The 16,758-nt window shown below is 49.9% G+C and carries 9 protein-coding genes and 1 pseudogene; 3 read left to right on the plus strand and 7 right to left on the minus strand.

Annotated features, from left to right (window positions below):
- Position 1: 1 nt before the first annotated feature.
- On the minus strand, positions 2-1,609 hold the full coding sequence (locus tag ACK5JN_RS13400; protein WP_416870644.1) for an FAD-NAD(P)-binding protein: 1,608 nt from the start codon (positions 1,607-1,609) through the stop codon (positions 2-4).
- Positions 1,610-1,854: 245 nt separating this feature from the next.
- Complete coding sequence (locus tag ACK5JN_RS13405; protein WP_416870645.1) at positions 1,855-3,831, minus strand: alkyl/aryl-sulfatase; 1,977 nt, start codon at positions 3,829-3,831, stop codon at positions 1,855-1,857.
- A gap of 200 nt (positions 3,832-4,031) precedes the next feature.
- On the opposite strand from ACK5JN_RS13405, the gene ACK5JN_RS13410 reads away from it, so the two are divergent.
- Positions 4,032-4,667, plus strand: coding sequence for a helix-turn-helix domain-containing protein (locus ACK5JN_RS13410; RefSeq protein WP_416870646.1), 636 nt, complete (start codon positions 4,032-4,034; stop codon positions 4,665-4,667).
- A 43-nt stretch (positions 4,668-4,710) separates the two neighbouring features.
- On the opposite strand, the gene ACK5JN_RS13415 is transcribed toward ACK5JN_RS13410, so the two are convergent.
- Both ACK5JN_RS13415 and lysM read right to left on the minus strand, forming a co-directional pair.
- Positions 4,711-6,684 carry an alkyl/aryl-sulfatase gene (locus ACK5JN_RS13415; protein WP_416870647.1) on the minus strand — a complete coding sequence of 658 codons (1,974 nt, stop codon included), beginning with the start codon at positions 6,682-6,684 and terminating at the stop codon, positions 4,711-4,713.
- Positions 6,685-7,117: 433 nt separating this feature from the next.
- Entirely contained in the window at positions 7,118-7,567 is a 450-nt protein-coding gene (gene lysM / locus ACK5JN_RS13420) for a peptidoglycan-binding protein LysM (protein WP_416870648.1), read from the minus strand.
- Between the two features lie 715 nt (positions 7,568-8,282).
- Here lysM and ACK5JN_RS13425 point away from each other — a divergent pair.
- Together ACK5JN_RS13425 and ACK5JN_RS13430 are read left to right on the plus strand one after the other, a co-directional pair.
- Entirely contained in the window at positions 8,283-9,479 is a 1,197-nt protein-coding gene (locus ACK5JN_RS13425) for a hypothetical protein (RefSeq protein WP_416870649.1), read from the plus strand.
- A gap of 69 nt (positions 9,480-9,548) precedes the next feature.
- Positions 9,549-14,504, plus strand: coding sequence for an RHS repeat-associated core domain-containing protein (locus tag ACK5JN_RS13430; protein WP_416870650.1), 4,956 nt, complete (start codon positions 9,549-9,551; stop codon positions 14,502-14,504).
- Positions 14,505-14,620: 116 nt separating this feature from the next.
- On the opposite strand, the pseudogene ACK5JN_RS13435 reads toward ACK5JN_RS13430, so the two are convergent.
- From ACK5JN_RS13435 to hcp, 3 genes and pseudogenes are all read right to left on the minus strand, one after another.
- Positions 14,621-14,937, minus strand: a pseudogene (locus tag ACK5JN_RS13435) (integrase core domain-containing protein); the annotation flags it as partial.
- A gap of 58 nt (positions 14,938-14,995) precedes the next feature.
- Positions 14,996-15,964: an NADH oxidoreductase gene (gene hcr / locus ACK5JN_RS13440; RefSeq protein WP_416870651.1), complete on the minus strand. Its 969-nt coding sequence runs from the start codon at positions 15,962-15,964 to the stop codon at positions 14,996-14,998.
- A gap of 10 nt (positions 15,965-15,974) precedes the next feature.
- On the minus strand, positions 15,975-16,758 hold a 784-nt coding region (gene hcp / locus ACK5JN_RS13445; RefSeq protein WP_416870652.1), incomplete at its 5' end, for a hydroxylamine reductase.

Consider the following 16,758-nt stretch of genomic DNA (forward strand, 5'->3'; position numbering starts at 1 on the left):
TTTACGCTTCCTCCCACAGCTTGCGCCGCCGGTTGAGCGTCGGCTTGATTAATGCCTGGGCCATGGCCGCGCCAATATCGGCGCTGGCCGTGAGCCCTTGCGTAAACGGCCGGTCGTGCATCAGCCACGGCAGCCCGCCAAAGGCGATACGGCCCCGGGCGGCCTCCGGCGCCAGCAGCGTGTAATCCTCGCCGATATCCGGAATGTCATCGCCGCAGGCCAGCAGCTGATGACGCAGGCTGGGGAAAGGAATATCTTTGCTTTTCAGCGGTTTCTGACCGCGCGCGTTGATGAAGATATCGTATTCCCGGCGCTGGCCATGGTGAACAATCACCGTTTTGGTCGGCTCATCGTAACGTTCGTATTCGTTGCCCAGCGCCAGGATCTCCATTAACCCCGCCTCGTGCAGCGCCAGCAGACGGCGGATGGACTCGGACGGGATCGCCGCGTAGTTATCGATGAATACGCGCGCCAGCCCCCGTTTGAAGCGCATCCGATCGTGGTCCTCAAGATGCGGTACCACCTCTTCAATGACCTCATGCAGCCTCAGCAGGGCATAGCGCCACGGCACCGTGTGCTGGACCTGTTTGTTGCGTTCCACCTCCTGCAGGTTAAGCCGCGCCCAGGCAAAAGGATCGTGTTTTTTCCGCTCGGCAAACCAGGCGTCGGCGAAGGTGTCGGCGGTTAGCTGTTCCAGCGCTATCTGCTCGCACCAGCCCGGCGCGGTGTGCTGAAGCTCCTGAACGATCAGCGAGAAGACGCGATCCAGCAACCCTTTCGCCCCTTGCGCGATCGCCTGCTCCAGCGCCGCGTCGGTCACGATATCCAGCGGCTCATACGGCAGAGGGCAGTAAAAATCCGCCTCCGGCAGCACGCCGGTACGGGACATCAGGGTGAGCGTCAGATTCTGGCTTTGCGGGCGGCGCTGAAAATGCAGCTCACCGTCCGCATCGGTGGTGAACGCGCCGTGTTGACATACCACCGCCACCGCCGCGTCAATCGCGCTAAGCGACGTTCCCAGAATGCCGACGCGACAGGCGGGGATCGCGGCGTCCATCAGCCCCGTCCAGGGGCTGGGGAAATAGGGCCGCGACGAGGTGTCTTCCTCCGGCCACAGATGGCCGGTGGCGATGGCGGCGAAATCAACCAGCACCGGCTGGGGGGCGTGATTCACCCACAGGCCGACGCCATGGTCATCCGCTCGCAGGTCGGTGACTTCGCTTGATTCATAAAGGCTAACGTCAAACCCCGTCTCCCGCGCTTTTTCCATCACCGCCAGAAAGCGATCGCGATAGTAATCGCCAAGCAGCACGCGCGGTAAAAACTGCCGCTCATGCAGTGAGGTCCGCTCAACGCCAAACTGCGCCAGATAGTCATCGCTCTGGTTCTGCAGCCAGGTGAGGTAGGTGATGTAAATGGGGGGGATCTCGATGCTGGCAATGTTTGCCAGCATATGCGGCGAGGTATTGTCGCTGTTGTAAGGCATACCGACGCCCGCCTCTTCGGCTTGCTCATAGAGCTGAACTGCCAGCGGTTCTCCGTGCTCAACCAGGGCGTGTAAGGTGTAGATCCCGGTGGGGCCGACGCCGACGATGGCCACTTTTTTCATCTTAATCTCTTTTTTTATCAGGCTCGACGCGGTGGTCGCGTGATACTAAGTGTGGTCGATAAATGGCGAGTCGGGGAGGCGATGCGGGCGATTGAGGTGCGAAATTGTCTGATTTTGCGGGACGTGGTCGTCCGTAACCCATGTATATTTGGCCTGCGCCGAAGTGTGTCTGCGGCGCAGGTAAGGTGGGGGAGATAGGAAAGTGTAAGCCCAGTTAATCACTGGGCTCAGGCCTGCCGACTGGATTACGGTGTGACAATGTTGAACCAGAAATCAAACTTGTCCATATAGCCCAGCAACGCTTCCAGCTTCGCGATATTTCCGCTGATTTTCACTTCGCCTTTATCCTGCGCCTGTTTCAGCGTCTCCTCTTTGAGGATGATCTTATTCAGGGTCGCGCGATCGAGCGTAATCGTCGTGTCGGCCTCTTTCGCTTCGGCATTGGCGGTATGGTTGAGTACGCCGTTTTCCAGCTCCAGCTTGTACTTCCCGCCATCTTTACCCAGATCGATATTAAAGACCGCTTTCGCCGCTCCCGCCTTTTCACCGTTGATATGTACGCCGAGATAGTCAAAGAACATTTCCGGCGTCATCGCCCGCACGGTATCCGGGCTGGCGGTGTCTGGCGTAGGCAGCGGCTGTACGCCGTTACGTAATTCCTGCGCACCGGTCAGGTAGAAGTTTCGCCAGGTACCGGCTTCCGCCTGGTAACCGAGCTGTTCCAGCGCATCGGCTTCGAGGTTACGCGCTTGTGCATTCTGCGGGTCGGCAAAGACAATTTTACTGGTTACCTGCGCCACCCAGCGATAATTACCCTGCTGGTAGTCGGCCTTCGCTTTTTGCATGATGGCATCCGCCCCGCCCATATATTCGACGAACTTCTTCGCCGCTTCTTCTGGCGGTAACTCATCAAGGGTTGCCGGGTTGCCGTCGAACCAGCCAAGGTAGTAGACATAGGTCGCTTTCACGTTATGGCTGACGGAACCGTAGTAACCGCGGCTGGACCACTGTTTCTCCAGCGATGGCGGAAGTTTGAAGTTGGCGGCGATTTCGTCGCGGGTCAGGCCTTTATTGGCCATGCGCAGCGTCTGGTCATTGATATAACGATACATATCGCGCTGGCCTTTCATCAGCTTGACGATGTTGTCGTTACCCCAGGTCGGCCAGTGGTGCTGGGCGATAATCACTTCGGCGGTGTCGCCCCAGCGCTCGATAGCGGCGTTAATGTATTTCGACCAGGCCAGCGGATCGCGAATTTTCGCGCCGCGCAGGGAGTAGGTGTTGTGCAGAGTATGGGTTACATCCTCTGCCGCTTCGATCATTTTCTTCTCTTTGACGTACCACAGCATTTCCGACGGCGCTTCCGAGCCCGGCGCCATCATAAAGTCGTAGGTTAAGCCGTCGATCACTTCCTGCTGACCGGTGTGGGTAATGTAGTTGGTCGGCGGCAGCAGCGTAACGGTACCCGCCGAGGTTGTGGTCCCCAGCCCGGCGCCAACCTGCCCTTTGGCATCCGGTTTCAGCAGGTTGCCATACATATAGCTGGCGCGACGGCTCATGGCGGTACCGGCCATAATGTTTTCGGAAACGGCCTCTTTCATAAAGCCTTCAGGGGCGTAGATTTTCACCTTGCCGGATTTCACGTCAGCTTCGTCAACCACACCGCGCAGGCCGCCGTAGTGGTCAACGTGGCTGTGCGTGATGACGACGGCGACCACCGGTTTTTTGCCGCGGTTAGTGTAGTAGAGCTCCAGCGCTTCTTTGGCCGGTTCGGCGCTCAACAGCGGATCGATAACCGTGATCCCTTTCTGACCTTCAATAATGGTCATGTTGGAGAGATCGAGATTACGGATTTGGTAAACGCCATCGGTCACCTTAAACAGGCCGCCAATATTAATCAGCTGCGATTGACGCCACAGGCTGGGGTTAACGGTATCCGGCGCTTTAACCCCTTCTTTCACAAAATTGTATTTTGCTGGATTCCAGATAACGTTATCTTCTTTACCTTTGATCATCGTTGGCGGCAGTGGGGCGATAAAGCCTTTATGCGCATTATCAAAGTCAGTTTTATCGGCAAAGGGTAATTTATTATAAAGTGCGTTATTCGCCTGCTGCGTTGCGGGCGTCGCATCCTGGGGCTGGTTAGCCGCCAGTGCGGAAAAAGATATTGATGTTAAAACACCGGCCAGTGCCAGGTGTTTCGCTATCTGATTTAAATTCATGGAGTGGCCTCTAAGATCAGCAATATTTAATTAAAGGAATATTTAAACCCGGATTAATTACTGACCATTGTAAGGCGAATATCTCGAGTTGATAGTCCCATATGGGACTGGCCATCAGCGTAAAAATAAACATCTCGAATCCTGAGCGCCTTCGCTGCTATACTTGAAGCGACAGCAGCCGGTGCAGAGAGGGGCGTGGCGTGAATTTTCAGGATATCCATAGTTATTATCAGCAGCTGAAGATAGATGCTTTTTTCCCGCAAATAATAGCGAACGGAGAGACCATCACGGTTGCTGCAAATAAAAAATTAGATATCCAGCCTGGGTATCTCTATTTTTGCACCGAAGGTTCGCTGTCGATTCTGATGCCAGACGATGGCCTTAATATTGGTAATACCATCGAGTATATGCCGATAGGGCTTATGGAAAGATATTGCCCGCTGGCGAAGTTTGAATATAGCGGCAGCGCAACGGTTAAACTGATTAAAATATCTTACGGCACCTTTGACGATATATTTTTGTACGGCGGGCCTGAGCGGGTGCAGGAGCTGGCGACGATTTTGACCTATATGTCGATTTTTACTATCGATCTGCATAACGAACGCCGACAGATGACCAGCTACCAGACCATCAGGCCGATGCTGTTTCGCTATCTCTATCGTCAGAATACGCTCAAAGGGGAAAACGAAGGGCTGGCGCTGTTTATTATTAAGCGCACCAACCTCTCGCGGACGCATGTCTTTCGCGTGCTGGCCGATCTGAAAGCCGGGGGATATATCACCATGAAGCGCGGTAAGCTGGTTTCCATTGACCGGACGCTGCCTGAAGAGTACTGATAAAACGAAAACTCCCGCGACAGCGCGCCGCGGGAGAGAGTGGTTAAGGCGTAACGATATTGAACCAGAATTCAAATTTATCCATATAGCCTAGCATTTCATTGAGTTTATCGGCGTTGCCGGTAATTTTCGCATCACCGTTATCTGCCGCCTGCTTCAGCGTCTCCTCTTTGAGGATGATTTTATTCAGGGTGGCGCGATTAAGGGTGATTGTGGTGTCGGCATCTTTGGCTTCCGCGTTAGCGGTGTGGTTGAGTACGCCGTTTTCCAGCTCCAGCTTATATTTACCGCCGTCGTCGCCGAGATCGATGTTGAAGACCGATTTCGCGTTACCCGCTTTCTCGCCGTTGATGTGTACCGCCAGATAATCGAAGAACATTTCCGGGGTCATTGCGCGCACGGTATCCGGGCTCGCGGTGTTCGGCGTCGGGCCTTTCACCACGCCGTTACGCAGTTCCTGCGCGCCGGTGAGATAGAAGTTACGCCACGGGCCGGACTCAGCCTGATAGCCTAATTGCTCGAGGGCATCCGCCTCCAGATTACGCGCTTCCTGGTTGTTCGGATCGGCGAAGACTATTTTGCTGACAACCTGAGCAACCCAGCGATAGTTGCCCTGTTCGTAATCCTCTTTCGCCTTCTTGATGATGGCGTCGGCGCCGCCCATGTAATCAACGAATTTTTTGGCGGCTTCCTCTGGCGGCAGTTCGTCAAGGGTTGCTGGATTGCCGTCGAACCAGCCGAGGTACAGCACGTAGGTCGCTTTAACATCGTGGCTTACCGAGCCGTAATAGCCGCGGTTAGCCCAGGTATTGGCCAGGCTATCCGGAAGTTTGAAGTTGGCGGCAATCTCATCGCGGGTCAAACCTTCGTTGGCCATACGCAAAGTCTGATCGTTAATATAACGATACAGATCGCGCTGGCTCTTCAGCAGATTCACCACATTTTCATTGCCCCAGGTCGGCCAGTGGTGCTGCGCCATGATAATTTCGGCTTTATCACCCCAACGCACGATCGCCTCGTTGATGTATTTCGACCAGGGCAGCGGTTCACGAATTTTCGCGCCGCGTAGCGAGTAGGTGTTATGCAGCGTGTGCGTCACATCTTCTGCGGATTCAATCAGTTTCTTCTCTTCGATATACCACAGCATTTCCGAAGGGGCTTCTGAACCCGGTGCCAGCATGAAGTCATAGGTCAGGCCGTCGATGACCTCTTTTTGCCCGTCTTTTTCAATGATATTGGTCGGCGCTATCAGGGTTACGGTACCTGCGGAGGTGGTGGTACCGAGCCCTGCGCCAACCTGGCCGGTGGCGGAAGGTTTCAGAAGGTTGCCGTACATGTAGCTGGCGCGACGGCTCATGACGTTACCGGCCATAATATTCTCTGCGACCGCGGCCTCCATAAAGCCCGCTGGCGCATACACTTTTACCTTGCCGGATTTGACGTCGGCCTCGTCAACGACGCCTCGCACGCCGCCGTAGTGGTCGACGTGGCTGTGGGTATAAATCACGGCCACCACCGGCTTTTTACCGCGATGCTGGAAGTACAAATCCATACCTACTTTTGCCGTTTCCGCTGAGACCAGCGGGTCGACGACGGTTATCCCTTCTTTACCTTCAATAATCGTCATGTTGGAGAGATCCAGATTACGGATCTGGTAAACGCCATCGGTCACTTCAAACAGGCCGCTGATATTAATCAGCTGCGACTGCCGCCACAGGCTAGGGTTTACGGTATCCGGCGCTTTCTCACCTTCTTTGATGAAAGCATACTGCTGAGGATCCCATACGACATTCCCTTGTTCCCCTTTAATGATCTCAGTGGGAAGGGCGGCGATAAAGCCTTTGTGGGCGTTGGTGAAATCGGTGTTATCGGAGAAGGGGAGTTGGTTATAGAGTGCGTCGTTAGCGGTTTTGGTGGCTGTTGTGGCCTCTTTTGGCGTGGTATCAGCCCATCCGGGTGAAATAGTGGCTAGCATGCCTGCTATAGCCATACTAATGGCAATCGGTTTAAGTTTCATAAAGTTCCTTATTGGGTACGACGGTAAAAAGGGGTGTGTGGCCTACACGGATTCACAGCTTGAAATAAATATAACAAGTTATTCACATTCAGCCAGTTTTGCGCAACAGAGGTCGTGACGATCGCTACTTTCAGGAAAAAACGGCGATAAGGGTTTATGTGATTAATTTTAAAGGAATTAAAATTAATATCAGGGCGTGTAGAAGAATGGATTACGGAGTAATAAAGTGCTTATGCTCGATTTATTCGAGGCGTTCGGCGACGGAAGCTGGCAAAAATAGCGATGACGTCATAGCGTTATTGTGAAAAACAGGAACGCGTCCTGTGACTGGCTAATGCGCATGCGGTTATCGTTTTTCCCCAGGAGATGCCCGCCGTTCTGTCACGCTGAATAAGGCGTGCAGCGGGCAAATTTATGCATCAGGCAGAGAAATTTACTTCGCCGGAATAATCAGCACCTGTCCGGGGTAAATTTTATCCGGGTGCTTCAGCATCGGCTTATTGGCTTCGAAAATGCGCTGATAGTCGTTGGGGGATCCGTACATCGCTTTTGAAATAGCGCTCAGCGTATCGCCCGATTTTACCGTGTAATAACGGCTCTCAGCCCCGCTTTGCGTGACGTTAACGCTGTCATTGACCTGACCGATCCCGGTGACGTTACCCACCGCGACCAGAATTTTTTCCTTATCTTCCTGGGAACCGACGTCCCCCGTGATCGTCGCGGTGCCATCGTCAGCCACCGCAATATTGACCTTTTCGGCGCCAGGCAGATTAAGACTATCAATATGTTTCTTCAGCTTGTCGGCCTGATCTTCCTTACTGCCGCCGGATACGGCATCCCAGATTTTCTCACCCGCTTCTTTCACAAAGCTTAATAATCCCATCTTCCACCTCTATGACTGGTTCTTGATGAAAAATTTCATCCGTTCTACTCACGATAGATGCCTATGTAGGGTGTGTGCTGGCTTGCGTCGTGATAACCGCATCACCCGCAGTTTGAAGTATATCTAATGATCGCCAGGTTGTCGGATATCTGCTGTAGTGGCCAATATTACTTGATTACTATATGAGCAGGTCCGCAGCTGTTCTATCTACCTACCTCCCGGACAAAGCGAAAATCTCAAAGCTCGATGTCAGGATCAACGGTCACGTCCCATTCGAGGTCTGGGCTTCAGTTATTTATGCCGGATCGGACCCGCAGCGGAACGTGGCATCCTGTTGTTTGTAGCGGCGGCTGAATTATTACAGAAATTCGAAGGGGTAAAATAAATAAGAATTCTCTTAGGTGCATGAGCATGGAGTAGGAAACCTGATTTTAAGGTTAACGCTAAATTTCATTTTGTCAATAAACACCAAAGTTGCGCTTCATCAATCAACAAAAATAAAAGGGTAAAAATAACTTTATCTACCTCGAGTATTCACCTATATAAATACAAACACCGAGTCGTTGAGGATATAGCAAGATGGAAGGCGAACAAATAATCCAGATAATTGAAGTGTGTGGAGGTTCACACATATTCAAATATTTGGATTACGCACCTCCCCAATGCTAAGGACTCATAGGTCAACATTGTCAATTAAAATAGAGAAAATTACATTATGGCTGATATCATTCCGGTACTGGAAACACTTTCAATCAATTTTTTAAGCAGCAATGCCAGTCAGGCTATAATTTATGCGAATGGTCGAAACCAGCTTCCTGTTGCCATCACAGTTAACTTTAAGAATGAATCTGACTGGACAGATATTGATTATACTGATTCAGAACTGCAAAAAATGATTTCAATTGTTCAATATCGAACCGGAGGTACTTTATCTAATTTATCTTTTAGCTATACAAAAGGCGACTATGTAGGTGCAGTGCAATTCACAAGATTATCAGATGATGAATCATTATCTGAAGATGAGGCGTTTCAGAAAGAGTACGATAAATATAAATCTTCACTAACCGAAGATAGTATTATCCCTCGCAGCAAAACAATTGTAGGATATATCAGCTGCAGTAAGGTTACATCAAGTGAATTAGTCGCAGTTCAGGTAAAAATTGGCAATAAAACATATAACAGCACAGAAAATGGCACATCATCCATAAATGGTTCAGGTGGCACGTGGAAAAATCCAAGCTACATTAACCTAAGAGGAATTCAGCCTGTTGATTACAGTAATAGAGCTAATTACAATGTAATCAGCTACCTCAATAACCGTGATGACTTTAAACGTACCGTAGGAGATATGCACATCCTCAAAAACGGTAAAGGTAATAATTTTAACGGTAATGCAGAAAAAATTGATGTAGCCCTTGTTATTTCACTCGCGTTGCCAGATCACCATATTCAAAAGAAAACATATAACAATAGAAAAGGTTCATACACTCAGAGTCATTTCAAAGTCTACGCCAATTATGCCGATGGCTCCTCTAATAACAGCATTGATTATGTTATGGGGCACAATGCAAAAAGTTACTTCCAATCAACTATCTATGGCGTCGATGCATCTTTACTTGGTGTTAATCCAAACTCCAGATTTTATTCTAAATATACCAATGAGTACTGCTTGTTAGTCGGACCAGCTGATTACCGATTCACATATGTGTATGCATGCCGCCCCGCTTTGGACAGTAAAAAAATTATTATATCCGCACTGAACTTCGAGACCACTGTTACACAGGTAACACAGTGGGCCTGGAGTAACTCGACAAGTTTTACGTCCGTATCATTCTATGACAACTTTGGTAATACAGGTAAGTTTGAATTTGAAATTAAAAACTGGCCAGCTATTGAAGTTAAAGCATCTTGATTAACTTATCTACTCTAAACATACCAGTATCTTCACTGGTATGTTCTCGACATTTGAAAGGAAAAAACTATGGCTTCAGGATTTTCGACACAAGCGGTTAATTTCACTGATACCCTAAGCAGCGACGTTGACCCCAGAACTGGACAATTTAACTTCACCCACTCCCTCGCCACTTTATCAGCTAATCGCCATTTAGGCCCTATAGCAGAATTGAATCTAACGTATTCCCCTCTTAATGATGGAGACATGGGGTTTGGGAATCGAATTAAAATAAACATTTCAAGGTTTGATGCTTCCACTAATACATTATATCTGAATACAGGGGAGACATACAAAGTAACTCCGGGTACAGTTCAGATCAAAAATCGCAAAGCAATTGGATTTATTTTTGAATTTATTCGTCCTGGCAACGCATCTCTAGGTTACAGGATAACGTGGAAAGATGGGACAAAGGAGGAACTGACATCTCCTTATAATAACAATCAGTTTGTCACGCAAAAAATCGAATCTCCACTGGGGAGAAAAATGACATTTAGCTGGTTACTCAACAGCGGGAAAACATATCTTCGTGCTATTGATGATGAATACAGCACGCTTCTGAATGTTACTTATGGCAGCAGTCTGGTGACCGTCACACAATATCCGGAAACGGACGAAGCCGTTGTCACCTCATTGTATATGCAGAATAGCAACCAGCTTAGCCGTATTACTCGGCAGGTATCAGCAACAGAAACCTTGACCTGGCTATTCGAATATACCCTTACAGGCCCTTCATCTACCTCAACATTAACCAAAGTAACTTACCCTACGCGATTAATCGAACAGGTCACATACTCCACTAACAGTGGCAATAGTCTGATGTATCCTCCTGCATCAGGACTGGGATGGCTACCCGTTGTCACAACCCACACAAAAGCACCTGGTTTTGGACAACCCGCGATTACAGCCAACTGGAAATTTGATGTTGAGGGAAGCAAGAACTTCTTAGGTTACACCGGTAACTTCGGAACATGGACAGCTGACAGCGATTATACGTACTCATCATTGTTATCCACCTATATTTACGGTTCAACAGTCACTACTGGCTCAGGCTCTAATACAGAAACGACTACCTACAGATATAATAACTACCACCTACAAATTTCTGAGGACAGACGCTCAGGAACAACACGTTATCTGACTGAAACAGAGTATTACGCTCTGGTCAATACCACATTCGAAAACCAGCCACTGAATTTCCAGCTTCCGAAAAAAGTGACTAAGACATGGAGCGACACATCGCTTCCTGCAGGTCAGCAAACCCGCAGCGAAATAACACTGACCGAATTTGATATTTACGGTAACCCAACCCGTGAGCAGGCGCCTGACGGGGCCGTTACTGAAACGGTCTGGTATGCGGCAACGGGGGAAGCCGGATGCCCTGCTGAACCAAACGGCTTTGTCCGCTTTATGAAGTCTCAGACTGTGACTCCAGCCAAAACGGAATTTCACACACCTACGCAGAAGACAACGTTACAATATAAGAAACTCGGTAGCTCATCCTGTATTGTGTTAACAGAGCAACACAATTATTCCGATGATATCCACATTAGTTCTGAGTTATATAACTATAACTCGGTAGCTGGCAATTCAGAATTTGGGCGTCTGACACAAAGAGTCAATACCCTTTTTGACCCTGAGGATGGTACGACAGGTTATACCTCATCACTGGATATTACCTCAACGGTAAGCTCCGGTCGGCTTAAGCAGTCTACCTTATTCAAAGGTCATGACGGTTTGACTGCCGTGAGCTCCCAGGAAATTTCAGCGTTGAGTGGTCTGAAATTCAGTGAAACATCAATTCAGAATGTTAAAACTGAATTTAGTTATGATCTATCCGGCAGGATAATTCAAAAGAATTATGCTGTTAATAGTCAGTATGAGAAAAGAACCACCTGGCAGTATGCCATTTCAGATAGTGGTTTAAGCACAACAGAAATATTGGATACCGGGGTGAGTATTCGAACCTGGTTCGATGGACTAGGACGACAGACCTCTCAGGAACGCTACGATCCTGATAATACAAAAACATGGTATACAATCAGTACCGCCTCCTGGGATACACAAGATGTCATGTATGAAGGCAGTGCGAGCGATCATCAACTGAATGGTGTGAAGGGGCCTATCTCGGCTCGTATTAGCACAACTAATTCTGTTGATGGGTGGGGTAATATCAACAACAGTATTTCCAGTGACGGCATCATCAGCAAAAACGAGTTATCTCCAGTAACACTCATCCGAAAAGAAGAACAACAATCTGGCGATTCAGCTCTGAGTTCTGGGGTTACGCTAACGAAATTAGATATTTCCGGGCGACCATTAGAGATAACAGTGCAGAATAATAATGGTAATTTACTTTCCTCTACTAAATTCCAACGTGATGGCTTGGGTCGAGTTTGCCGTTATACAGATGCAGAAGGTAATGTCACCCGTTTCACCTGGGATATTTATAATCGTGAAACCAGCAAGACGCTGGCAGATGGAACCATCATTACACGTCGCTACGCCCCGTGGCTAACTGATGACTGCCCAATTAGTATCAAAATTCAGGGGGCAAATACGCAGGGAACAACAAACTGGACTATTGGTTTACGCGATTGGGACAGTCTGGGAAGACTCATATCTGAAACCGTGGGGGGGCGTACAACCAAATATAAATATTCTGACAGTTCAAATACACCTTCCGAAGCGATTGTTCCTTCCGGAGATGCAATAAATTATACCTATATTCCTGAACTTGGTAATGCATTAAAGAGCCTGAAGAGTGGTTCGCTCAATCAGCATTTCAGCTACGCACCCAAAAATGGCCTGATGCTTAGCGCCGTGGACAATACGGGTACATCGCTGACCCGTAGCTATCTGACTTCGGGGAAAATGAAAGAAGAAACAACGACCGGGACAGATGGGAAGACATATTCATTATTCCGTACATCAAGCCTTCTGGGCGCTAATCTTACGCAAACGGATTATGACGGGACCTTACGGCAATATCAGTACGACAGTTATGGTCGAATCATTCTGGTTGAAGAACCTACTGCCGCCATTTCAGTCGAATATGATGGATTGGCCCGTGCAAACAAAAGCATTATCCGTGATAAGGCAACCAATGAGACACTCACTACAACCCTTGAATTTGACGAACTGGGGCGTGAACTCAACAGAACCATCACGGACAGTCGCGGCAGTACATTGACGCAACGAATGTCCCGACGTAACGATGGACGCATGAATGCACGTGAAACTCAGTTAAATAATAGTACTGTATGTACCGAGTCGTTCACCTATGATGTCAGAAATCGCCTGACCAGGTGGGTCGCTAGTGGCAGTGAACTTCCTGAGGATAATTATGGTCATCCACTGCGCTTACAAACATTCAGCTATGACGTTCTGGGGAATACTACAGAAGTCGTCACGATACTTTCCGACGGCACTGAAGATAAAGCGTTGTTTGAATATTCCAATAGTCAAGATCCAACACAATTAACAGCACTGACTCATACTCATAGTGGGTATCCTGCTCGAATTACCCTCAGTTATGATGCGAATGGGCGTCTCACAAGCGATGAAGCTGGACGGTTACGCAGTTATGACTCCCTGGGGAGACTGACGAACCTGTCTGATGGGAGTAACACTATCAGCAAATGGCGTTACGATGCGATAAATAGAACTTCTGAACAGGATGTTAACGGTACGACGATAGGGCGCTACTACACTTCTGACAGATTCAATACGGAGCGTGTTCAGGGTAGTGAAGTCTTTACCCGCCGAGTTGTTGCCGGTGGCGTAAATCAGGCTGTAACAGGTAACAGTGAAGTCATCCTATGCGGAACAGCACAAAATGGTAGTCTGGTTTGGTCACGTGATACACACAGTAATACGGGAAGGATTCATCTCTGGAGCGCGTATGGAGAAGGTCGAGTGGTGGGAATGTTGCCAGGATTTAATGGCGAACATTTAGATTCTGCCACAAAAAACTACGCATTAGGCAATGGATACCGTGATTACAGTCCAATTCTTATGCGTTTTACTGCACCAGATAACATGAGTCCTTTCGGGGCTGGCGGAATTAACCCGTATGTCTATTGTGATGGTGATCCAGCAAACTTTACCGACCCAAGTGGGCACCTTAGTTGGCAAGCATGGCTAGGTATTGGCCTCGGAATCGCAGGATTGCTGCTTGCTGGTGTAACTGCGGGGGCATCTATTGCCGCTGCCGGTAGCCTCTCTGCAGCATTGAGCAGCGCTTCAACAACAGCGTTAATATTAGGCTCAATAAGTGTTGTTTCTGATGTTACGGCAATTGTGTCAGGAGCTCTGGAAAGTGTAGCGCCGGAAACGTCCTCAATACTGGGTTGGGTGTCTCTTGGCACAGGTATTATTGGGTTAGGTTCTGCAGTAACCCCACCGACTTCGAAAGCAACTCGTAAGGCTGGGTCGTTTGTTGGCAGCTGGCAATATAAGTTACAACACGCCGGTGGTAAGCCTTCTAAATTAAAGCGTCAGCCTTCCCGTGTTATTAAAAATTCAACAGTCGACCGAGCATTAAATGAGTTCATTGATGGGGCGTCGCGTAACGAACTTTACACCAGACATGCGCATGGTAGATCTAAGCCTGATGCTTTTTACCGAGGGAGTGCTTTTCCGATCCAAACCCCTCCAGGTCCTGAGTTAATGGATGAAAGACTTGTTGCGGCCCTTAAACATACTGCAAGTTCAGGTGGGTCGGCAGGTGGCATTCAGTCTTTTTCCGCCGATCCTATGGTCGCCAGTCGCTTTGCGGGCAGTAATCCTAATGCTACAGTAACGACGATTCGTCCTGGGCCGGGAGATGTATTTATGTCTACTGCCGAAATTATTGATTTGCATGCAGATCGTCTTGTGGCAGAGGGGAAAATTCGGGCAGGGACAGTGGCTAGCGCTGTTAAGCAGTTATTTACTCACTCGGAGGACGAATACTTCTGGTTAGTGACTTCTCAGATAAGGTAAATATCAGTAAGTTACCGCCATCTTTATTCTAAAGGTAACTCCCGCTGAGGCTAGCGGGAGTTAATAACTTTAACGCGAATCAGCACAGCAGCTCCCTTTCAGGGCGAGTGTAGTGGTCAAGTTATATTGGCCACGGTTTTACAGTAAAAATGGTCTCTGTTCTGTGACTCTTCGGGTGTCAGCCCACAGTCATAATGGTGAGGTCTGACTCTCATTTAATAGTTCAAAATTTAACCGCTGATTTGTTACCTGGCCTCGTCCTTGCCTGCGTAACCCTTCATCGGCACCCATTCTGTTTTCACGCTACGGAAGAAACGTTCCATAGGGCTGTTATCCCAGCAGTTTCCCGTCGACTGACGCTTGGTTTTATTCTGTAACGCCAGAGAACTGATTGATATTTCAGCCCTGTATTCTGGCTTCCCTGGACGTTATGCAACGAGAAAAACCTCCGACAATGCCGGAGGTTATTGATTACCGCGTGGACTGAACGCTTATGCCAGCACTAAGTCGCCCTGCGGATGGCAGGAACAGGCCAGTACGTAGCCGTCGGCAACTTCTGCGTCGGTTAACGTCATGGTGCTGGTGACGGTGTATTCACCGGACACCACTTTGGTTTTGCAGCAGCCGCATACGCCCGCACGGCAAGCGGCAACTACCGGCACCTTGTTGCTTTCCAGCGCGTCCAGCAGCGTGGTGCCCACCGGCGCGTAGAACTCTTTTGCCGGTTGCAGTTTGGTGAACTTCAGGCCGCTGGTGGCCGCATCGGCAACCGGGGTGAAGAACTTCTCTTTAAAGAAGCGCGTCACGCCCAGCGCTTTCACTTCTTGCTCGACCAGATCCATATACGGCGCCGGGCCGCAGGTCATCACGGTACGAGAGGCCAGATCCGGCACGCTTTTCAGCAGCTCGGTGGTCAGGCGACCGGAGACAAAACCGTGGGTTGCGTTGTTTTCCGCTACCAGCGTGACCGGATACTGACGCCACTCGTCGGCGAAGATGACATCTTCCGGCGAGCGCACGTTAAAGATCACCTGCACATCGGCCTGCGGGCGATTTTTCGCCAACCAGCGACGCATCGACATGATTGGCGTCACGCCGCAGCCGGCGGCCAGCATCAGAAACTTGTCGTCCGCTTTATCTTCACAGGTGAAATCACCCATCGCGTCGGACAGCCAGATGTAGTCGCCGCGCTTCACGTCGCGGGTCAGCCACTGTGAACCTGCACCGTCGTCAATGCGGCGAACGGTCAGCGTAATGTACTCGCTTACCCCCGGCGTAGATGAAATGGTGTAAGCACGCAGCGTCTCCGCTGAATTACGTACGCTGACCAGTGCATACTGCCCGGCGCGGTACGGATAATAGTCGTGGCACAGCAACGAAATTGTCCATACGTCCGGCGTTTCCTGATGGATGTGATGAACCTGCATCCGCCATGGGCACTGATTGGTTGGCATGGTCATGGTTAACTCCTTACGCGCTCAGCAGCTGCTTCATGTCTTCTTCAACGGTGGTCACGGAACGCAGACCGAATTTCTCGTTGAGCACAGCCAGCAGGTCCGGCGTGAAGAAGCCAGGCGCCGTCGGGCCAGTGACGATGTTTTTCACGCCCAGCGACAGCAGGGTCAGCAGAATCACAATCGCTTTCTGTTCAAACCAGGAGAGCACCAGCGACAGCGGCAGATCGTTCACGCCGCAGCCCAGTTTCTCTGCCAGGGTGACCGCCAGGATAATGGCAGAGTAGGCATCGTTACACTGACCGGCATCGACCAGACGCGGCAGACCTTCGATATCGCCGAATTCCAGTTTGTTGAAACGGTATTTACCGCAAGCAAGGGTCAGGATCAGGCAGTCGTCCGGTACGCTGGTGGCGAAGTCGGTGAAGTAGTTACGTTCGCCGCGCGCGCCGTCGCAACCGCCGACCAGGAAGATGTGACGCAGTTTTTCACGGCTGACCAGGTCGATTAAGGTATCAGCAGCGCCTAGCAACGTCTGACGACCGAAACCAACGGTGATCAGGTGCGGGATTTCGCTGTACGGGAAGCCTGCCATCTGCTGTGCCTGAGCGATAACCGGACCGAAGTTATCGCCTTCGAGGTGGCTCACACCCGGCCAGCCGACGATGCTACGGGTCCAGATACGGTCGTCGTACGCGCCCACGGTTGGGTCGATGATGCAGTTAGAGGTCATCACGATTGGGCCAGGGAAGCGAGCGAATTCCACCTGCTGGTTCTGCCAGCCGCTGCCGTAGTTACCA

This window comes from Kluyvera sp. (genome assembly GCF_047971185.1).
Classification (GTDB): Bacteria; Pseudomonadota; Gammaproteobacteria; order Enterobacterales; family Enterobacteriaceae; genus Kluyvera.